This window comes from Rheinheimera texasensis (assembly GCF_964031785.1).
In the GTDB taxonomy this organism is placed as follows: domain Bacteria; phylum Pseudomonadota; class Gammaproteobacteria; order Enterobacterales; family Alteromonadaceae; genus Pararheinheimera; species Pararheinheimera texasensis_A.
Map to the genome: position 1 here is coordinate 1 of NZ_CAXIRE010000017.1, position 18,437 is coordinate 18,437.

Sequence of the window (18,437 nt, forward strand, 5' to 3'; positions counted from 1 at the left end):
AAAACCCCGCTCAGACAGCGGGGTTTTTTGTATTTAGAATCCGGCGGTTTTACTTCGCGTAGAGTAGTACAGTGAAGCCGGGGTTTAGAGAAGCCAACAATTTGGCTTCGCTCCGGCTGAGCACACCCGAAGCTCTGCGAGGGTGCAGACTCAAACGAAGCCACCCGCACCTCCTCGCAAATTTCAAAAAGTTAAAATTCGTCCTCACTCCTCGACAAACCCAGCTTCGCCGTTAACACTCAAAAGTCTAATCTGGAGAGTATGATCGTGATGGAATTGCTGAAGAACTGGTTAACTCGCCGCCCATTTGCCCAGTCTATGGCGCTGTTATTGCTTTTTGCGAACGGCGGATTGGCGATCATGCTGCTGCTTGCTGTCCAGGTATTACCCGTTCCTTTTAAAACCTTTATGTCTGTTGGCATTCCAGCATGCCTGATGCTCAATCTTGTCTCAGCTGTTTTATGGTATTTCGTTTACGAACACAGTGCTCAGCAGCATAGCCAACAGCATATGATCACTGAGTTAACCAGCAGAGTAGATGATTTACTGCAGGACGCCTATTTACCGGTCAGTCGCGATACCAGCTTACCGGACCGGTTAACGTTGCTGCGCCAGAGCCTGCAACATCAGGTGCGACGCGAGCAGGAAATTCGTCAGTTGGTGCGGGTGCAGGGCTTGGTTGACCATGAGCTGGCCATCGGCAATCGCATCTATTTTGAAAGCAAACTCCAGCATTATTTGTTAGATCCGGCTGAACCTCAGTCCGGCGCGTTATTTTTGATCCAGCTGAGTCACCCGGAGCTCAGTGTCGGTCCCAATGACGCGGTGCAGCGGCTTGCCGGTAGCGCCGACTTAGTCCAGCAGTTGGTGAATCACTTACCACTCATAGTGTTAGCCCGGGTGGCCGACGCCGATCTCGCGTTATTGGTTCCGGGTATGGAACAAAAAGATGCTGAACAGCTGGGGGACCGGCTGGCGATGGTCTTAAGTCGCGCCAGCTTTTTTGCCGGTTATGAAGATTTTGATTTGGTACATCTGGGATATGTAATTTATCAGCAAGGCCAAACTGGCTATCAAGTCATGTCCGAAGCAGATATGGCGCTGAAAACCGCGCAGTTGCAGGGGCCTAATGCCGCCTTTGGTTTTTATCCTGAGCACAAGCCAAAGATTAAAGGCTCGGTCTGGTGGCGGACAGAACTGGCCAATGCGTTGAAAGAACAGCGGTTTCTACTCAGTTTTCAGCCGGTTTTTTCCTGGCAACAACACGATATTATCCAACATGAAGTGTTAGTCCGCTTACAGACCAGCGATGGCGATAAGTTAGCGGCTGCGGTATTTTTGCCGATGGCGGTGAACTGTGGTTTAACGGCTCAGCTTGATCAATATGTGCTGACTAAAGCGGCGCGGTTATGCCAGCTGGAACAAAAAAACGGTCTGCGCTGTAGTGTGAACCTGACAGTTGAATCATTGTTAAATCAGGATTTTATGCATTGGTTACAGCAAAGCCTGCAAAATGGCCAGCTACAGGCATCACAGCTGGCGCTGGAAGTGGATGAATACCATCTGATTAAACAGTATAAAAAGCTCAAACCGAAGCTGCTCAAGCTGCAGCAACAAGGTTTTAGTCTGATCATTGACCATGTAGGTTTGAATATCAGCCCTTGTCAGTATTTGACAGAACTGCCGGTTGATGCGGTGAAGCTGCATGCCTCTGTGGTCAGGCACATTGAACGACAGCTGGAGCAACAGTTGTTTATCCGCGGTTTGGTTGCAAGCCATCAGAGTAAAGGCGTCAAGGTCATAGCCACCGGCGTTGAGTGTCAGGAAGAATGGCTTTGTTTGCAGAAATTAGGCGTCAGTGGGGCGCAAGGGTATTTCTTCAGTCAACCGCTCGCCGAACTGATGCCACAGGCGCAGCTCAGCTGATTTAAGCTGTTGATATTGCTCTGATGAAATGAGCTGTTGTTGCTGCAAACCATCCAGTCCCTGTAACCCGCCGGTATGAAAAAATACTATGCGCTGGCCGGGCGCAATCTGCTGTTGTTCCAGTTGTTGCAACAATGTGCGGAAAGCTTTGCCGGTATAAACCGGCTCTAACGGCAAATTCTGCCTGCTCAGTTCCAGACAAAGCCCGAGCGTGGCCTGATCGAAGCGACCATAACGGCAGCCGCTGCAATCTGGCAGCAGTTGCCAGTTATGTTGCTGTGGCACCAAAGCGGTGATCTGAGCCGCAAGCCCCGGATCCTGCACCACACTGACGCCGAGTACCGGCAGGTGCGGATGCCCCAGCGCCAGACCAGCAACAGTGCCGCCACTGCCGGTGGCGCAACAAATCAGCTTTGCAGGACCATTTGGGGTTTGCGCCAACTGCAGTTCAGCGACACCTTGTAAACCCAAAGCGCTGGTGCCACCTTCCGGCACTATCAGCCAATTCGGAAATTGTTGCTGTAATGTCGCCAGATATTCAGGCTGCTGGCGTTGCCGGTACACTTGCCGGTTAACGAAGCTGAGTTGCATGTCATGCGCCTGACATGCGGCTAAAGTCGGGTTGGTCACCACGCTGTCGTGTCGTACTATCGCATGCGTTTGAAAGCCAAAGGCTTTTCCTGCAGCAGCGACGGCTGCCAGGTGGTTGGAGAAAGCCCCGCCGAAGGTCAGAATTCCCGTTTTTTCATATTGTTGTATATGCTGGATATGGTACTTTAGTTTTAACCATTTATTACCCGCGATCGCAGGGACCAGACAGTGCAGGTGGCAGACCCACAGCTCGGTCTGAAATTGCTCCAGCAATGGCAGAGAAATCCGTTGCCAGTGTTGACGATAAAACGGTGAATTCACAAATGCAGCCAGACCCGGCAAAACCAGATCAATAAGGTGTCAGAGTGTTTGCATGATACAGAAATTTGCGTTTAAGTTCCGCAGTTCAGCCGGCCGCCCGCGTCAGGCAACGCAGATCGCCGCGATTTATCTGCAGGCTGAGCAGCTAAAGCTGGTGTTGGTCCGAAGCATCGATCAGGTGGTATTAAAAACCGAAACTGTGCGTCTGGTGGATAGCCAGCAACGCGTCAGTGCCTGCAGTCAGCTGGCCCGTGAATTACCGAAAAATACCGCGCTGTGTCTGGTACTAAGTGCCGACAGTTATCAGCTGGTGCAGCTGGATAAACCGCCATTGGCCGAAGCCGAAATGCGCCATGCTTTACCCTGGCAAATCCGTGATTTGGTCAGCATCCCGACCGATGATTTAATCGTTGATTACTGTGACGTGGCAGAGCCCGCCAGTCAGCAACAAGCCAAAATTCAGGTGGTTGCCAGTTCACGCAGCCTGCTGGCGCCTTTGTGTAAAGTGTTGCAGCAAAGCCCGGCGCAGCTGATGAATATTCAACCGGATGAATGGCTGGCCCGAAATTTATTACCTGTTCAACCGCAAGCGGTGTTGTTACTGAGCCATCAGCCGGGCCAGGAACTGAGTATCCAGATTGTGCGAAACGGCACCTTGTATGTCAGCCGGAAACTGCGCGGTTTTAATCGTATTGATCAAATGAGTTACAGCGACCTGAGCCTGGGCTTGCTCGACAATCTGCTACTCGAAGTACAACGTTCACTGGACTTTTTCGAAGGGCAGATGCGACAAGCACCGGTCAAAGAGATTCTGTTTTTATTACCGAGCCCGGAGTTACCGGCGATCCTGCAGTATTTTGTGCAAAATGGTTTCACTCAGGTGCGGGCTCTGGATGTATCCGCCTACATGCCGGGTAGCAGCCTGGCCGAACAGGCGGATTATTGGTTGCCGCTGGCCGGCGCTTTGGAGTTATTGCTGAGCGCGGAGACATCCATTGAAACAACGCATTAATCTGTATCAGGCTGGGTTACAGCCGGTGCCGCAGCGCTTCGCGTTGCCAACATTATTGCGTAGCTGCGCTCTGGTGCTGCTGGTGATTGCCGCTACCGCAGGAACTTTGCAATATCAATTGCAGCAGCAACAACTGCAAACCAACAAAATCCAGGCCGCGGTGCAGCAAAAGTCGGAAGAGTTAGCCAATTTACAACAAGCGCTGGATAACCGGCAGCCTGAGCAGGCGCTGTTGCAGCAGGTGGAACAACTCAACACTGAGATCGGACAAAAACAACAACTGTTGCAGTATTTAACTGCCGACCAACAAGCGCAGCCGCCGCAATACGCCGCCGTACTGCAACAACTCAGTGCACAGGATTTACCGCAGTTCTGGTTGCGCAGCTTCCGCCTCGGCAAAGCGGGCGTTGAATTTGATGGCGTGACCCGGGATGCGGCACTGGTACCACAGTGGTTACGCCAGTTAGGGCAAAGCCCGCAGTTTAGTGGCCAGCAATTCTCTGCCGTGTCTTTTCAGCCGTTGGCGCAGGATTATCTGCAATTCCGGGTCAGCAGCAGCGATGTTGCTGTGGCTGCGGAGGGCATGCGATGAGTCAGTGGCAACAACTGTGTGAACAGTATATGCAGCTGCAACTGCGCGAGCGTCGGCTGATTTTTTTCGCCGCGCTGGTCATGTTGCTATGGGTCGGTACTATCTCTGTGGCTGAACCTTTGTGGCGGTCGCTGCAGACCAGCAAACAACAGCAAAAAATGACGCTGGGCCAGATGGCGCAACTACAACAGCAGGTTGATGCGGTCTTGCAGGTGCTGAACAGCGACCCCAATGAACAAGTGCGCAGCCAAATTAGCGAACGGCAGCAACAGCGGGAACAGTTAAACCGTCAGATTAAACAGCTGACGGGTCGTTATGTCAGCCCAGAGCAAATGTTACCGCTGCTACAGGACGTGCTGAAAAGCAGCCCCGGCGTGAAACTAACCCTGCTGCGCAGCCTGAAACCCGAAGTGCTGCAAATCGGCGCCGCAATTCTAACTCAAACTTCAACACCAACTTCGACTCCGGCGCCTGTGGCGCAGGCCAATACCGCGCCGGCCGCTGCAACACCTCAGCTGTATCTGCATAAAACCGAAATCATTTTCAGCGGCCAGTACGCGCAGTTACAACAACTGCTGCAACAGCTGGAACGCTTGCCCTGGCAGCTACACTGGCATCAGTTAGAGTACAAAGTATCAGAACACCCTCAGGCGGAATTGCGGCTGGAATTGGAGACTATCAGTGAACAAGCTGAATATCTGCGGATTTAGTCTGCTCTGTAGCAGTATGCTCAGCCTGCCGCTGTGGGCGGCGGATCCGACCGCGCCGGAAGCCGTGTTGAGCGATAGCACTGGCGTCAAAACAGAGGCACAGCAGGTCCCGAAACTAAGCCTGATCCGGCTGGAAGGCAAAGAACGGCTGGCGATTTTAGACGGACAGCCGCGCCGGGTTGGCGCTATGCATGGCAGTTATAAAGTGGTTTCTATCGGGGCAGGTCGGGTGATCTTAGCGCAGGGGCAACGTCAGCTGACGCTGCAATTATTTCCTTCAATGACAAAGTAGCGGATTTTATGGCGAAACCCTTTTCACTGATCGCAGCGCTGGTGCTGCTGCAGGGCTGTAGCATCACGTCAGAATCTGATGTGCTGGCGCGATCGCAGGCTGAACTGAATAAAGCGCAACAAGCGCCGGCCAAACCTAAACCGCTGCAAATTCCGGCGGCGGTCAGCGCGGATGTGTTAAGTGCCAGCGCCATGCCGCTACAAAACGCGCCGGTGTTGCCGCGCTTTAATCTGGCAGCTGCTGCGGTGCCGGCGGCGGACTTTTTCGCGTCCTTGGTGACAGACTCGGATTTTAGTATCGTGGTGCATCCGGATGTGCGCGGCACCGTCAGCCTGCAGCTGAAGCAGGTCACACTGCCGGAAGTGATGGCGGTGGTGCAGCAGATCTATGGTTTTGATATCCGCCAGTCCGGGCTGATTTATCAGGTCTACCCGGCAGGGCTTCGCACTGAAACCATTCCGGTCAATTATTTGCTGATGCAGCGCAATGGTTTATCGTCGATTGCAGTGAACTCCGGTGGCGTGTCGCAGGACCAGCAAAATAACAATCGCAACGGCAATCAAAATAACCAAAACAACAATCAGCAGAATCAGAATATGGACGGCCAGAATGGCCTCGGCGGCAATAATCAGCAGCAATTTAACGGCAGCATGATCCAAAGCAGCAGCAAAACTGATTTCTGGAAAGATTTACAGGAAGCGGTGCGCGGTATTTTAGGCACTCTGCCGCAGCGTTCTGTGGTGGTGTCACCACAGGCTGGTCTTGTGACTGTGCGCGGCATGCCGGATGAAATCGCCGCGGTGCGGGCCTTTTTGCAACAAACCGAACAACATCTGCAGCGGCAGGTGATCCTCGAAGCCAAAATCATTGAAGTCACATTAAGCGATGACTACCAGCAAGGCATTAACTGGCAAAGCGCGCTCGCCAACATCGATTCCACCAATCTGACGCTGAGTAATACCGCCGGCAGTTTTGGCAATAAAATCAGTGGCAGTCTTGGCGGATTAACTTCCATCGCCTTTGAAAATGCCGATTTTGACGGCGTGATTAGTTTGTTGTCGACCCAGGGCGATGCGCAGGTGCTGTCGAGCCCGCGCGTCACGGCGGTGAATAACCAAAAAGCGGTGATTAAAGTCGGGCAGGACGAATACTTTGTCACTGATGTATCCAGCAATACCACCACCGCAACCAACGGTGTGCAAAACACCACACCGAGCATCACTTTGCAGCCGTTTTTCTCTGGCATTGCTTTAGATGTGACGCCGCAAATTGATGCCAATGGTCAGGTGATTTTGCATGTGCATCCGTCGGTAACCGAAACCGCCGAGCAGGTCAAAACCATTCGTTTGTCGGAAGAAGAAGTGGTGTTACCGCTGGCGCAAAGTAATATCCGCGAGTCTGACACTATTATCAAAGCCAGTAACGGCGAAATTGTGGTGATTGGCGGCCTGATGCAGACCGTGATCAGCGACCAGGAAAGCGGCGTGCCGGGGCTGCGTTCGTTACCGCTGCTCGGCAATTTATTTAAGTCGACCAGCAAATCAGAGAAGAAAAAAGAGCTGGTGATTTTGCTCAAACCGACGGTCACCGGTGCTGAAGTCTGGCAACAACAAATTCAGCAGTCCAGCCTGCAAATGCAGGTCTGGCAACAACGGCGCTGATGATGTATCTGGCACACTTTCAGTTGCAGCAGTACCCGTTCAGCCTGACGCCGAATACCGGTTTTTATGTCGGGTTGCAGGGGCACCAGCAAGCCATGGAAGTGCTGCAAACCGCGTTAAATCATGGTGAAGGGTTTATCAAAGTGACCGGCGAAGTCGGGACCGGTAAAACCTTGCTGTGCCGCAAGTTGTTAAATGAAGCGCCGGCGCACTGGAGCCAGGCTTATATTCCCGACCCTAATCTGAACCCGCAGCAGCTACGCTGGGCTTTAGCGCTGGAGCTGGGGCTGAAGCAATCCGACAATATCGACCAGCTGCAGCTGGCACATTTGTTACAGCGCCAGTTATTGTTGCTGGCCAGCGCCGGCCGACAGGTGGTGCTGCTGATTGATGAAGCGCAGGCGCTGCCGGACGACACACTGGAAGCACTGCGGCTTTTGACCAATCTGGAAACTGAACAACGCAAACTGGTGCAGGTCGTGTTGTTTGGCCAGCCAGAGCTGGATAGACGCCTGGCGCAGCCGGGGTTTCGGCAGTTGCGTCAACGTATCAGTTTCTCTTATCAGCTGGCGCAGTTACAGCAACCGGAAGTAGCGGCTTATCTGCGTCAGCGTCTGCAAATCGCCGGTAGTGCGCTGATGTTATTCAGCCCGCTTGCCGTCCGGTTACTCAGTTATTACAGCAGAGGCATTCCGCGGCTGATTAATGTGCTGGCGCACAAAGCGCTGTTGCTGGCCTATGGCGCCGGGCTGCCGCGCGCCGGCTGGAAGCAAATGTATCTGGCGGCAGCCGACACCGAAGATGTGCAGCATCCGGCGTTGCACTGGCTGTTGGTCGCTACGGCGACGCTGGCGCTGTTATGGTATCTGGCACCATCGGCTTTGCTGAGCTGGAGTCTGCGATGAGTGTGATCAACCAGATGCTGCGCGATTTAGACAAACGCCAGGCGGCAGATCAGGCGCTTTTGCGCACACCGGCGCTGACGGTCTCACAGCAGCGGCGTTGGTATTGGGCGCTGTTGTTGTTACCGGCTTTATGGCTGGGCGTTGAGATTGGCCAGTTTGGGCAGAAACCGGCACCAGAGGTTGCTACTGCAAAGCCGCAAGCTGAACCCGAAGCTGCGGCCGTGAGCCCCACCTCCGGGGTTGCACCAGCGACGGCGGTCGCAGCCAGTCCAGAACCTGTCCGCACAGCACCAGACAGCAATGAAGTTGCGTCTGCCGCTGAAATCAAAGTTCCAACGAAATCAGACAGCACACCTCCGCAGCGCGAGGCGGTCGTGCCAATAGCGCAACAGCCACACACTGCTGAGCAACACGAACCTGAACCGGTCAAGACTGAAATTGTCGCCGGGTCTGATGCCGTCGCTGAGGCCTATGCGCTGGCAGACTCTGATGCGGCGTTTTTGGCCGAGTCTGAGACAGTAGCAGAGCCTTTAGCAGAATCACAGTCAGCCGCGCCAACGGTAAAACCACACATGACCATCTCCGCAGCAGATCCACAGCGCGTCGCACAGCAGCAACAGCGCGATTTGGCCGCGTTGCAATGGGCCCATATTCAGCAGCTTGCCGGCATGCAGCAGTGGCAAGCGCTGTTAGATGCGTTGACGCCGGCCTTAGCACAACAATATCCACAGCAGGTGCTGGCGCTGGAAGCGCACGCCGCGCAGCAAACCGGTCAGACGGAGCGGGCGCTGCAGGCGTATCAGCGCTGGAGCCAGTTAATGCCAGAGGACAGCAGGCCCTGGCTTGGGCTCGGTACTATGCTGGACCAGCGCGGTCAGTGGCCTGAAGCGCAACAGGCTTATCAGCAGGCCTTGCAACTGGGCGGCTTGAGTCCGGTCAGCCGGCAATTTATTCAACAGCGCCTTGCCAGCGCCACCGGACAATAATATGCAAAGACCCCGTTTAAAAATGCGTCTGGGTGACCTGCTGGTGCATGAAGGCATCGTCAGCGACCAGCAACTGAACAACGCCCTGGCGGCGCAAAAACAAAATGGCCGTAAACTTGGCGCCACCTTAATTGAGCTGGGTTACCTGACTGAAGACCAGTTGCTGCAATTCCTCTCGCAGCAGCTGAATGTGCAGTTTCTCGATATCGCGCAGCGCCGCATCGAACCGCGCGTGGCACAAATGCTGCCGGAAGTGCATGCCCGCCGGTTGCGCGCTTTAGTGCTGGAAGACCGCGGCGAATCTGTATTGCTCGGCATGAGCGACCCGGCGGATTTATCCAGCCTGGACCAAATCGCGCCGCTGCTCGAACCCAAGCTGATTGAGATCGCCGTAGTGCGCGAAAGTCAGCTGATTGAAGCCTTTAATAACCTGTATCGCCGTACCCAGGAAATTCAGAGTTTTGCCCACCAGCTACAGGAAGAATACGAAGAAACCGAAACCATCGACTTCGCCGCGCTCAGCACCGAAGGCGAGCAGGACAACACTATAGCGCGGCTGCTGCAGTCGTTATTTGAAGACGCGGTGCAAGTGCGCGCTTCGGATATCCATATCGAACCGGACGAAAAAGTGCTGCGCATTCGCCAGCGCGTCGACGGCGTGCTGCAGGAAAGTGTGTTGCAGGAAACCGGCATTGCGCCGGCGCTGGTGCTGCGGCTGAAATTGATGGCGAGCCTGGATATCTCGGAAAAACGCTTGCCGCAGGATGGTCGTTTTCAGATGAAAATCAAAGGCCGCACTATCGATGTGCGGATGTCGACGATGCCGGTGCAACACGGCGAATCTGTAGTGATGCGTCTGCTGGACCAAAGCGCCGGTTTACTCAGTCTGGAAGAAACCGGCATGCCGCCGGCCATCGCTGCGCGCTTGCGCCGTATTATCCAAAGCCCACATGGTATGGTGCTGGTCACAGGCCCGACCGGTTCCGGTAAGACCACCACGCTGTATGGTGTGTTGTCGGAGCTGAATCAGCCGGGCGTCAAAATCATCACAGTGGAAGATCCGGTGGAATACCGGCTGCCGCGGATTAATCAGGTGCAAATCAACCACAAAATCGGCCTCGATTTTGCCGGTGTGCTGCGCACCAGCTTACGGCAGGACCCGGATATTCTGATGGTCGGTGAAATGCGCGACCAGGAAACCGCCGAAATGGGCCTGCGCGGCGCCTTAACCGGTCACCTGGTATTGTCGACGCTGCACACCAATGATGCCGTCACCAGTACGCTGCGGCTGATTGATATGGGGGCGGCGCCTTATCTGGTGGCCAGTGCGCTTAGGGCTATTCTGGCGCAGCGGCTGGTGCGACGCGTTTGTCTGCATTGCAAACAGCCATATCAGCCCGATGAGCTGGAACAAACCTGGCTGAAACATTTCCGCGCGCCGGCCGGCTTGCAGTTCTGGCGTGGCCGCGGCTGTCAGTCCTGTCATTACTCCGGTTATAAAGGCCGGATTGGTGTGTTTGAATTACTGGTGCTGGACAAACCGCTGGCGGATGCGCTGCGGCGTAACGACACTGAAGAATTCGCCCGTATCGCTTACAGCTCGGAGAATTTCAGCACGCTCGGCACTATGGCGCTGGATTATGCCCAGCAGGGTATCACCAGCCTGGATGAAGTGATCCGGGTGTCGGAATATGTTGATTTAGACGCTATGGCAGGCTCTGTCTGATGGCCAGTTTTCGCTATAGCGCCCGTGATCCGCAGGGCCGGCTTCAGTCCGGTGAGATTGACGCGCCAAGTGAAAGTGCAGTAGCCGACCAGCTGCAGCGCCGGCAACTGATCCCGCTGAATATCAGCGAAATCGCGCCAGAACGGCAGCTAAAGCTGGACTTGTCCGGCTGGTTTGGTCCTGTGGTGCGGCTGCCGGAACTGATAGTGTTTGCCCGGCAAATGTATTCGCTGATGAAAGCCGGTATTCCGATCATCCGCGCCATTCGCGGCCTGGCTGAAAGTACCAGTTCGAAAGCGCTGAACACTGTGTTGCTGGATTTAGCCGAGCAGCTGGAAAAAGGCCGTAGTTTGTCGGTGGCGATGGCCAGTCACCCGAAAGTGTTTAACCGGCTGATTGTCAGTATTGTGCATGTCGGCGAGAACACCGGCCGGCTCGATGATGCTTTTGCCCAGTTGTCGGATTATTTTGAACAGGAAATGGAAACCCGCCGCCAGATTAAACAGGCGACGCGGTATCCGTCTTTTGTGCTGCTGGCAATTGTGGTGGCGATGGTGATCCTGAATATCTTTGTTATTCCGCAGTTTGCCGCCATGTTCGCCCGCTTTCATGCCGAATTACCCTGGACCACGCAAGTGCTGATTAGTACCTCGGCGTTTTTCGTTAACTATTGGCCCTGGTTATTGTTGGGTCTGACGGCGGCCGGTTTTGCGCTGTACCGCTATCTGCAAACCGAGCAGGGCCGCTATCGCTGGAGCCGTTACAAACTGCGTTTGCCGCTGATGGGCGACATTATCAACCGCGCCACTTTAGGCCGTTATGCCCGCAGTTTCGCGCTGATGCTGCGCGCCGGCGTGCCACTGACCACTGCGCTGAGCTTGGTAGCGGAAGCGGTCGACAACGATTTTATGGCGGACAAAATCCGCGAGATGCGGCGCAATATTGAACGCGGCGAAAGCCTGGTGCGTGTATCGGCGCAAAGCGGTTTGTTTACGCCGTTGGTGATGCAAATGCTGGCGGTCGGTGAAGAAACCGGCCAGATGGATGACATGTTGCAGGAAGTAGCATTGTTTTATGAACGGGAAGTCGCTTTTGATCTGAAGTCGCTGACAGCGAAAATCGAGCCTATTCTGATCACTGTAGTCGCAGTGATGGTGCTGTTATTGGCCCTGGGGATATTTACCCCGATGTGGGACATGCTCAGTGCTTATCAAAAAGGCAAGTAGGTGAGCTTGGCAATCGCCAGAAAAGCTGTCATTAATTAGTGTAATCAAAACTATAAACTATTGATTTAAGCCCCGGAGAACTGAGTATGCGTACTATCTCAAGACAGCAACAAGGCTTTACCTTAATCGAATTAGTCATTGTCATTATTATCTTAGGTTTATTGGCCGCCACGGCGTTACCAAGATTCCTTAATGTCACTGAGCGCGCGGAAGATGTTTCAGTGGAAGCAACGGCCGGCGGTTTTGCCTCGGCAGTGGGTTTAGTGCGTGCGGGCTGGGAAATTGCCGGCCGGCCGAATAACAACGTCGCCGCCAACCAAACCCGAGTCGAATACGACAATGTATTTATAGGTGTCGATGGCGCTATCGGTTTTCCTTCTGGCGACCCAACAGCTGATACCCGAGCTACGGCAGTAGACGCCGCAGATTGTGTGTTTTTGTTTAATAACCTGTTTCAACAAGCCGGTGCCGCCACTGTCGATGCGACTTTTGATGCGACAGACGATTTCTTTGCCCGGGCAACGGCCAACGTTTGTGAGTACCACCAGACTGCAGGTTTAGCTGCGGCGCCAGCAGCGGGCGTCGGTGCGACGAATGGCTTTACCTATGCCCCTGCAACAGGTAACGTATTGTCTTTCCTGAATAAACCTAATTAATCGAGTGATGTGATGCAAAAGAGTAAAGGTTTTACCTTAGTTGAACTGGTCATTGTGATTGTGATACTCGGCATTCTGGCCGTCACGGCCGCGCCGAAGTTTTTAAACCTGAGCAGTGATGCAAAAATCAGCACTGTGAATGGCGTGAAAGGCGCGCTGCAATCGGCTAACGCGGTGCTGTACAGCAAAGCGGTGCTGGCGGGCGAGCATAAAAAAGCGTCAGGTTCCGTCACGGTTGATGGTGTGGCGATTGCGCTGGTCAATGGTTATGTTGCTGCAACTAAAGCCGAAGTGGATAAAGTGCTGGACCTGGAAGGTGGTTTTACCGTGGTTCAGGGGACTGCAAACGCGACAATCGGCGTTGCAGCGACAGATGTTGTAGTTTATACCGGTACTGCACCAACAGGCAGCTCAGCGCTGACAGATGTATGTTTGTTTATCTACACCGCAGCTGCAAACAACACGTCTAAACCAACCTATACGTTAAAAACTGACGGTTGTTAACAACCATGCAGCTCTGCCGCCGGGCCGGTTTTACCCTGATAGAACTGCTGGTGGTGATCCTGCTGATTAGTATTCTGGCGGCTACGGCCGCCAGTCGTTTTTTTACTACCGACGAATTCCAGCCGCAGCAGCAACGCGATGCGGTGATTAATTTACTGCGCCAGGTGCAGATGCAAAGTATGCAGGACAGCGCGGTCATAGATGCCGACGGTAACTACACCCGCTGCGCCACTGTGTTATTGCAAGCTAACGTCGCCGGCATCGCCCGGCAAAATGCCTGTGATGCTACTGCCAGTTTTACTGTAGACAGCAGTGATCTCAGTCAAATCGACCTCAACGGCAGTGCTGTCAGTAGCAGTTCCGACAGCCTGCCTTTGTATTTACGCTTTGACAGCTGGGGCAAGCCACGCAGCAGTTGCAACAGCGGCTGCACTATCAGCTTTGCTGCTGGCGGCGTGACCAGCCGCCTCTGTATTGAAGCCAGCGGTTATATCGGGGCCTGCTAAATGATGAAAAGCCCAGGCCCATTCCACCGCCGCCAAAATTGCCGTTCTCAGTCCGCAGCCATGCTGCAGCGTGGTTTTACTCTGGTTGAACTGGTGATTGGCATGGTGGTGCTGGCGATTGCACTGACACTGCTGACCGGCGTGTTGGCGCCGCTACACCGCGATTCCGGCGCTATCTGGTTACAGGTCAGAAGTGCTGAACTGGCGCAAAGCCTGCTCAGTGAAGTGATGGCGCGCTCCTTTGATGAAAATTCCAGCCGCAGTGGCAGTCCGCTGCGCTGCGGTGAAGCCGGCGCCGGCAGTTGTGCCGCCAGTCTGCCGGCTTGTCCGGTCAGCGGTATGTCTGCAGTGACCGAAGAAGCCAACCGGCAGGATTATGACGACGTCGATGATTTTCATTGTCTGCGTGCTGATGCCGCGACCTTAACCGATGTGCTTGGCACCAGCCTGGCCAGCCGTTACGCCAATTATCAGTTGGCGATTAATGTCAGCTACGACGGCGTTAACGCAGGCGCGGCCAGCAATAATCTGGTTAAACGCATCACGCTCAATATCACCGCGCCGGACGGCACTGTGCTGACGTTCAGCGCCTTAAAGGGTAACTGGTAATGCGCCGCCGTCCTGCTAATTCCCGTGGCTTCACTTTGGTGGAACTGATCACTGTGCTGGTATTGCTGGGTATTAGCGTGGTTGGCTTGTCGACTTTGCTCGGCAATATGTCCGGAATTTATCTGCAATCGGCGCAGCGTGAACAGTTGCTGGGGCAAAGCCGCTTTGTACTGGAGCGACTGAACCGGGAACTGCGTGATGCGGTGCCAAACAGCTTGCGGGTCAGCAACAGCAACAGCTGGTCTTGTCTCGAATTTGTGCCTTTTAGCGCTGTAGTGCGGTATCGCACTATAGCGCTGCAGCCGGATACGCAGACAACTATGGATGTGGTGAGCCTTGAGCCGAATTTTGCTTTAGCCGTCAGCGCCGGACAGTGGCTGTTGGTCTATCCAACCAGCCCGGCGGATATTTACGCGGCGTCAGCGCAACCAGCGCAAAAAGTACAGCTGCGTAACACACCACAGCCTGATGACGGTGATAACAATAGCGCCACCCGACGTTTGCAGTTCAGTCAGGCCTTTGGGTTTGGCACCGCATCGCCGGCCAGTCGGGCTTATTTGTTAAACAGCCCCGTCAGTTTTTGTGCGCTCGGCAATGAAATTCGCCGTTATGAAGGCTATGGGCTACAAAGCAGTCAGCCACTGCCCGGCAGCGGGCTCAGTAATGGCGCGCTGATGGCGCGTCAAATCAGCAATGATCTGGCAACGCGGCCGGTGTTTGAGCTGGCGCCGGATGCGCTGACCCGCAATTCTCTAGTGCAAATACAACTGGAGCTGACGTCGGAGCAAGACAGCGGTACCGTGCTCAGTTACAGCCATTTAGTGCAGGTGAGTAATGTCCCTTAAGCTGCATCTTTTACCACAAAGCGCCAAACATCGCCGCCAGTCTGGCAGTGCGCTGGTGATCGCCGTATTTGTGCTGTTATTCGGCAGTCTGATTTTGCTGGCATTGGCCCGGCTTAGTACGGCGTCCGGCACCTCACTGATTTATGAAGTACAGGGCCAGCGCAGCTATTGGCTGGCAAAATCGACGCTGGAATTAGGTTTAGTGCAGCTGTTTCCGCTTAATCAGACCGCACAAAGCTGTGCCGCCGTGAACACCGGCATGCGCAACTGGAACAGCAGTGACTGGGTGGGTTGCCAGAGCCAGCTTTCCTGTCGCGAAGATACCATAGACAGCAAAAAATGGTTCCGTTTGGTCAGCACTGCGCAGTGCGGCGACGGCGACTTGCTGACCAGCCGGGTGCTTAGTGCGGAGGCCAGCGAATGAAGTGTGGCAATATGTCTGCCTGCCTCTTAAGCCTGTTGCTGATATTCAGCGCCGGGGTTTGGGCGGTTGATCCGCAATGTGATACCAGCTGGACGAAAACGGCGACCACTTGGACTTGTACCGGTAATGGTCGGGTTAAGTTTGATAAAGGCACCAGTTTTGTCCCGGCGTCGAATCTGACACTGATCGCAAACAACGGCTTTGAAGTGCGCGAAGTGACGGTGGGCAGTGCCAGCGTGCGGGTCAATTTTCAGTCAGATTATGGCGCCTACGACATTCGGGATAGCCGGGTGTTTGGTGATTTATCAGCCTCAAGCGCTGTGTTTGACGTTCGCACCAGCACTATCAACGGCACCATCAATACCGGCGGGAATATTGCGTTAGACACATCAACAGTCACGGGCCTGGTGACCAGCAGCAGTAATACCATCACAGCAACCAACACTAATCTGCAGGGCGGCCTGACTTCGCGCTCTGGTATTACGCTCAGTGGCGGCACCGTCAATGGCGCTATTACCATGACAGCACTGAATATTGTCCGGTTGACCGGTGTGACTATGCCAACCGGCAGTATCAGCGGGGCCAGCCATGTTTATCTGGATAACTCGGACCTTGGCAGCGCGTCATCGAAAGTCAATGTCACCACCGGCAGTAACGATATTTATGTGCAGAACGGTTCGGTGATTTATGGTGATCTGTCGGCGGCGGTGAATTCCAATGGTACTGTTCAGGTGCAAAGTGGGTCTGTCTATGGCCAGTGCCTGCCCAAATCTAATCCAGTCAACGCCTGTAATGCCACACCACCAGCCACTGTGCATCATTATGAACTCAGTTACGCCAGCCCCGGAGTCACCTGTGAAGCGGAGCCCGTGACCATAAAAGCCTGTACCAACGCAGCTTGTACCACGCTCTATAGCGGCACGACATCAGTGACGCTGGCGGCCAGCAATAGTGGCAGCTGGAGTAACAGCAGCCCGACCTTTAGCGCCGGTAGCGCCAGCAGTGCTTTGCGTAAAACCAGCACCGGCAGTTCTGTCATCAGTTTAACTGCGGCCAGTCCAACAGCCAGTAACGCGCTGGAGTGTAAAAATAGCGGCGTGATCGACAGCAGCTGCAGCATCAGTTTTGCTGATACCGGGCTGAAAATAGTCGCCACTGATGGCGCCAATCAAATTGCCGGCCAGGGTTTTAACGCTGAGCTGCGGGCCATCCGTACGAATACCAATACTGGTGCCTGTGAGGCCAGAGTGCAGGGCAGCCGGCCGGTCAATCTGGCTTATCGCTGCGTAGATCCGACCAGTTGCGTCAGCTTGCAGCGGCTTAATATCAATGGCACTAATGGCGCTGGCGGTACTAACCTGGATGGCACTGCAGCGGCAAGCTCGCTGGTCTACAAAAGTGTCACTTTGACCTTTGATGCGTCCGGCAGCGCGCCACTTGGGCTGTATTACCCTGATGTCGGCCGGATTGAACTGAATGCAAATCTTAGTCTGGCGGCCAGCGGCACTGAGCCGGCTATCACATTGACGGCGCCAGTCAGCGCTTTTGTCATCAGGCCTTATGAGATCCGGGTCAGTGCAGTGACCCAGGCCACCGGCACCGCTGCGAATCCAGCCACCACCAACGCAGGCCAGGGGTTTCTGGTGGCAGGTTCCCCGTTTAAGGTCCGGCTGGACGTGCTGAACAAAGCGGGCAACTTCACCCCCAACTTTAATAAAGAAATCACCGCAGAAACCCTCAGCGTGGAGTTTGTCAGCCTGGTGTACCCGTCCGGTGGCGCCGGCAATAGCAGCAGTCTGTTGGTCAATGGTGGCAATTTTACCGCGGTCAGCGGGACTCCCGGCCAATTTGAAAATCTGCAACTGCGCTGGCAGGAAGCCGGCAGTATTAAACTCAGAGGCAAGCTCAGTGATAACAGTTATCTGGGCTCCGGCGATGTCAGCGCCAAGCCGGACAGCGCCATTATAGGTCGGTTTTATCCGCGGCATTTTGTACTGAGTAACCCCAGCAGCGGCAATTTGTGTGGCAGCGGCAGTGCTGCGTTTAGCTATATGAGCCAACCGGGCGTGCCGCTGAATTTCACTCTGGAAGCAGTGAATCTTGATAACTCACGGTTGCTGAACTACCACAGTTCCAGTGACAGCGCTAATTATGTCGGCGCTGCCGGGATTGGTCTGGTGGCGGAAAACAATGGCAGCAGCCATACAGCAAGTCTGGAAGGCCGGCTGAAAGGCCAACCGAGTCCGACCTGGCAACAAGGCCGTTATCAGTTCAGCGCCAGCATTTTGCAGTTGGAGCGGGGCAGTAGCACCGATGGCCCTTTCCTGAATTTTCAACCAGGCGTTAAAGTGTTGGCAGAAAGAGATAGCCGCAATCTGCAAAGCACAGACTTGACGATGAACGCTGCGACCAGCGGCACTTGTGCCGGCACCGCCTGCGATGCTGCAAAACTTGGCAATGAGCTGAAATTTTATTATGGCCGCCACCGGCTGGAAAACGCCTATGCCAATGCTTTTCAGGCGGCTTCTGTGGTGCTGAAAGCCGAAGTCTGGAATGGCAGTCAGTTTGTACTGCATAGCGCCGACAGCTGCAGTGATGTACTGCCCGCAGCATTAACAGCAACAGGGTCGCCAGCGCTGACCGTCACCGGCAGCAATACCAAGCTTGCGAGTGGTGTCAATCCAATCAACACCCTGTTGCTGTCCGCGCCGGGGCAAAATGGCAGCTGGGGCCTGCAATATCAGGCGCCGGTTTGGCTGAAATACGACTGGAAAACCAGCACTGCAGGTGATGAGGATCCGTCAGCCACCGCGTTATTTGGCCGCTATCGGGGCAACGACCGGCTGATTTATCAGCGCGAACAATAACACCGCGTTTACAGCAGCGCTTATCCCCTTACGCTTAGCGCAATTGCAGCTTGGTTTCAGTGGCGAAAAGTGTAAGAT

18 protein-coding genes are annotated in these 18,437 nt (G+C 54.4%); 17 read left to right on the forward strand and 1 reads right to left on the reverse strand.

Annotated features, from left to right (window positions below; genetic code table 11):
- Positions 1-435 precede the first annotated feature (435 nt).
- Positions 436-1,926 (forward strand): EAL domain-containing protein, encoded by a 1,491-nt coding sequence (locus ABNT34_RS06515; RefSeq protein WP_348729894.1) that lies wholly within the window; start codon positions 436-438, stop codon positions 1,924-1,926.
- Here ABNT34_RS06515 and ABNT34_RS06520 read toward each other — a convergent pair.
- Positions 1,849-2,838: a pyridoxal-phosphate dependent enzyme gene (locus tag ABNT34_RS06520; protein ID WP_348729895.1), complete on the reverse strand. Its 990-nt coding sequence runs from the start codon at positions 2,836-2,838 to the stop codon at positions 1,849-1,851. The genes ABNT34_RS06515 and ABNT34_RS06520 overlap by 78 nt on opposite strands.
- A gap of 52 nt (positions 2,839-2,890) precedes the next feature.
- Here ABNT34_RS06520 and ABNT34_RS06525 point away from each other — a divergent pair, with 52 nt between their 5' ends.
- The 16 genes from ABNT34_RS06525 to ABNT34_RS06600 all read left to right on the forward strand — a co-directional run bounded on the left by ABNT34_RS06525 (position 2,891) and on the right by ABNT34_RS06600 (position 18,359).
- Positions 2,891-3,850, forward strand: a complete 960-nt coding sequence (locus ABNT34_RS06525; protein ID WP_348729896.1) for a hypothetical protein — start codon at positions 2,891-2,893, stop codon at positions 3,848-3,850.
- The gene (locus tag ABNT34_RS06530) at positions 3,834-4,442 is read left to right on the forward strand and encodes a PilN domain-containing protein (protein WP_348729898.1); all 609 of its coding nucleotides are present in this window, start codon (positions 3,834-3,836) and stop codon (positions 4,440-4,442) included. Before ABNT34_RS06525 ends, ABNT34_RS06530 begins: the two co-directional genes overlap by 17 nt.
- Positions 4,439-5,152 carry a hypothetical protein gene (locus ABNT34_RS06535; RefSeq protein ID WP_348729900.1) on the forward strand — a complete coding sequence of 238 codons (714 nt, stop codon included), beginning with the start codon at positions 4,439-4,441 and terminating at the stop codon, positions 5,150-5,152. Before ABNT34_RS06530 ends, ABNT34_RS06535 begins: the two co-directional genes overlap by 4 nt.
- Positions 5,124-5,444, forward strand: coding sequence for a hypothetical protein (locus ABNT34_RS06540; protein WP_348729901.1), 321 nt, complete (start codon positions 5,124-5,126; stop codon positions 5,442-5,444). The genes ABNT34_RS06535 and ABNT34_RS06540 overlap by 29 nt, the downstream gene beginning before the upstream one ends.
- An 8-nt stretch (positions 5,445-5,452) precedes the next feature.
- On the forward strand, positions 5,453-7,105 hold the full coding sequence (mshL, locus tag ABNT34_RS06545) for a pilus (MSHA type) biogenesis protein MshL (RefSeq protein WP_348729903.1): 1,653 nt from the start codon (positions 5,453-5,455) through the stop codon (positions 7,103-7,105).
- 2 nt (positions 7,106-7,107) lie between these two features.
- A complete protein-coding gene (locus ABNT34_RS06550) occupies positions 7,108-8,010 on the forward strand; it encodes an AAA family ATPase (RefSeq protein ID WP_348729905.1) in 903 nt (300 codons plus the stop codon).
- Positions 8,007-8,996: a tetratricopeptide repeat protein gene (locus ABNT34_RS06555; RefSeq protein WP_348729906.1), complete on the forward strand. Its 990-nt coding sequence runs from the start codon at positions 8,007-8,009 to the stop codon at positions 8,994-8,996. Before ABNT34_RS06550 ends, ABNT34_RS06555 begins: the two co-directional genes overlap by 4 nt.
- A 1-nt stretch (position 8,997) precedes the next feature.
- The gene (locus tag ABNT34_RS06560; RefSeq protein ID WP_348729908.1) at positions 8,998-10,722 is read left to right on the forward strand and encodes an ATPase, T2SS/T4P/T4SS family; all 1,725 of its coding nucleotides are present in this window, start codon (positions 8,998-9,000) and stop codon (positions 10,720-10,722) included.
- Positions 10,722-11,948, forward strand: a complete 1,227-nt coding sequence (locus tag ABNT34_RS06565; protein ID WP_348729910.1) for a type II secretion system F family protein — start codon at positions 10,722-10,724, stop codon at positions 11,946-11,948. Before ABNT34_RS06560 ends, ABNT34_RS06565 begins: the two co-directional genes overlap by 1 nt.
- An 86-nt stretch (positions 11,949-12,034) precedes the next feature.
- A complete protein-coding gene (locus ABNT34_RS06570; protein ID WP_348729911.1) occupies positions 12,035-12,604 on the forward strand; it encodes a prepilin-type N-terminal cleavage/methylation domain-containing protein in 570 nt (189 codons plus the stop codon).
- 12 nt (positions 12,605-12,616) lie between these two features.
- Positions 12,617-13,108 (forward strand): prepilin-type N-terminal cleavage/methylation domain-containing protein, encoded by a 492-nt coding sequence (locus tag ABNT34_RS06575; RefSeq protein ID WP_348729913.1) that lies wholly within the window; start codon positions 12,617-12,619, stop codon positions 13,106-13,108.
- A gap of 5 nt (positions 13,109-13,113) precedes the next feature.
- Positions 13,114-13,614 (forward strand): prepilin-type N-terminal cleavage/methylation domain-containing protein, encoded by a 501-nt coding sequence (locus ABNT34_RS06580; protein ID WP_348729914.1) that lies wholly within the window; start codon positions 13,114-13,116, stop codon positions 13,612-13,614.
- On the forward strand, positions 13,615-14,223 hold the full coding sequence (locus ABNT34_RS06585; RefSeq protein WP_348729916.1) for a type II secretion system protein: 609 nt from the start codon (positions 13,615-13,617) through the stop codon (positions 14,221-14,223).
- A complete protein-coding gene (locus ABNT34_RS06590; RefSeq protein WP_348729918.1) occupies positions 14,223-15,068 on the forward strand; it encodes a prepilin-type N-terminal cleavage/methylation domain-containing protein in 846 nt (281 codons plus the stop codon). Before ABNT34_RS06585 ends, ABNT34_RS06590 begins: the two co-directional genes overlap by 1 nt.
- Complete coding sequence (locus ABNT34_RS06595; RefSeq protein ID WP_348729920.1) at positions 15,058-15,492, forward strand: type II secretory pathway component; 435 nt, start codon at positions 15,058-15,060, stop codon at positions 15,490-15,492. The genes ABNT34_RS06590 and ABNT34_RS06595 overlap by 11 nt, the downstream gene beginning before the upstream one ends.
- Positions 15,493-15,503: 11 nt before the next feature.
- Positions 15,504-18,359, forward strand: coding sequence for a DUF6701 domain-containing protein (locus tag ABNT34_RS06600; protein ID WP_348729922.1), 2,856 nt, complete (start codon positions 15,504-15,506; stop codon positions 18,357-18,359).
- Positions 18,360-18,437: the final 78 nt, after the last annotated feature.

Excerpts from the sequence above, each read along its gene's own strand:
- ABNT34_RS06580 (WP_348729914.1), top strand. The coding sequence starts at position 13,114 with ATGCAGCTCTGCCGCCGGGCCGGTTTTACCCTGATAGAACTGCTGGTG.
- ABNT34_RS06535 (WP_348729900.1), top strand. The coding sequence starts at position 4,439 with ATGAGTCAGTGGCAACAACTGTGTGAACAGTATATGCAGCTGCAACTG.
- ABNT34_RS06590 (WP_348729918.1), top strand. The coding sequence starts at position 14,223 with ATGCGCCGCCGTCCTGCTAATTCCCGTGGCTTCACTTTGGTGGAACTG.
- ABNT34_RS06555 (WP_348729906.1), top strand. The coding sequence starts at position 8,007 with ATGAGTGTGATCAACCAGATGCTGCGCGATTTAGACAAACGCCAGGCG.
- ABNT34_RS06515 (WP_348729894.1), top strand. The coding sequence starts at position 436 with ATGCTCAATCTTGTCTCAGCTGTTTTATGGTATTTCGTTTACGAACAC.
- ABNT34_RS06570 (WP_348729911.1), top strand. The coding sequence starts at position 12,035 with ATGCGTACTATCTCAAGACAGCAACAAGGCTTTACCTTAATCGAATTA.
- ABNT34_RS06560 (WP_348729908.1), top strand. The coding sequence starts at position 8,998 with ATGCAAAGACCCCGTTTAAAAATGCGTCTGGGTGACCTGCTGGTGCAT.
- ABNT34_RS06600 (WP_348729922.1), top strand. The coding sequence starts at position 15,504 with ATGTCTGCCTGCCTCTTAAGCCTGTTGCTGATATTCAGCGCCGGGGTT.
- ABNT34_RS06550 (WP_348729905.1), top strand. The coding sequence starts at position 7,108 with ATGTATCTGGCACACTTTCAGTTGCAGCAGTACCCGTTCAGCCTGACG.
- ABNT34_RS06575 (WP_348729913.1), top strand. The coding sequence starts at position 12,617 with ATGCAAAAGAGTAAAGGTTTTACCTTAGTTGAACTGGTCATTGTGATT.
- ABNT34_RS06585 (WP_348729916.1), top strand. The coding sequence starts at position 13,615 with ATGATGAAAAGCCCAGGCCCATTCCACCGCCGCCAAAATTGCCGTTCT.
- ABNT34_RS06595 (WP_348729920.1), top strand. The coding sequence starts at position 15,058 with ATGTCCCTTAAGCTGCATCTTTTACCACAAAGCGCCAAACATCGCCGC.
- mshL (WP_348729903.1), top strand. The coding sequence starts at position 5,453 with ATGGCGAAACCCTTTTCACTGATCGCAGCGCTGGTGCTGCTGCAGGGC.
- ABNT34_RS06525 (WP_348729896.1), top strand. The coding sequence starts at position 2,891 with ATGATACAGAAATTTGCGTTTAAGTTCCGCAGTTCAGCCGGCCGCCCG.
- ABNT34_RS06565 (WP_348729910.1), top strand. The coding sequence starts at position 10,722 with ATGGCCAGTTTTCGCTATAGCGCCCGTGATCCGCAGGGCCGGCTTCAG.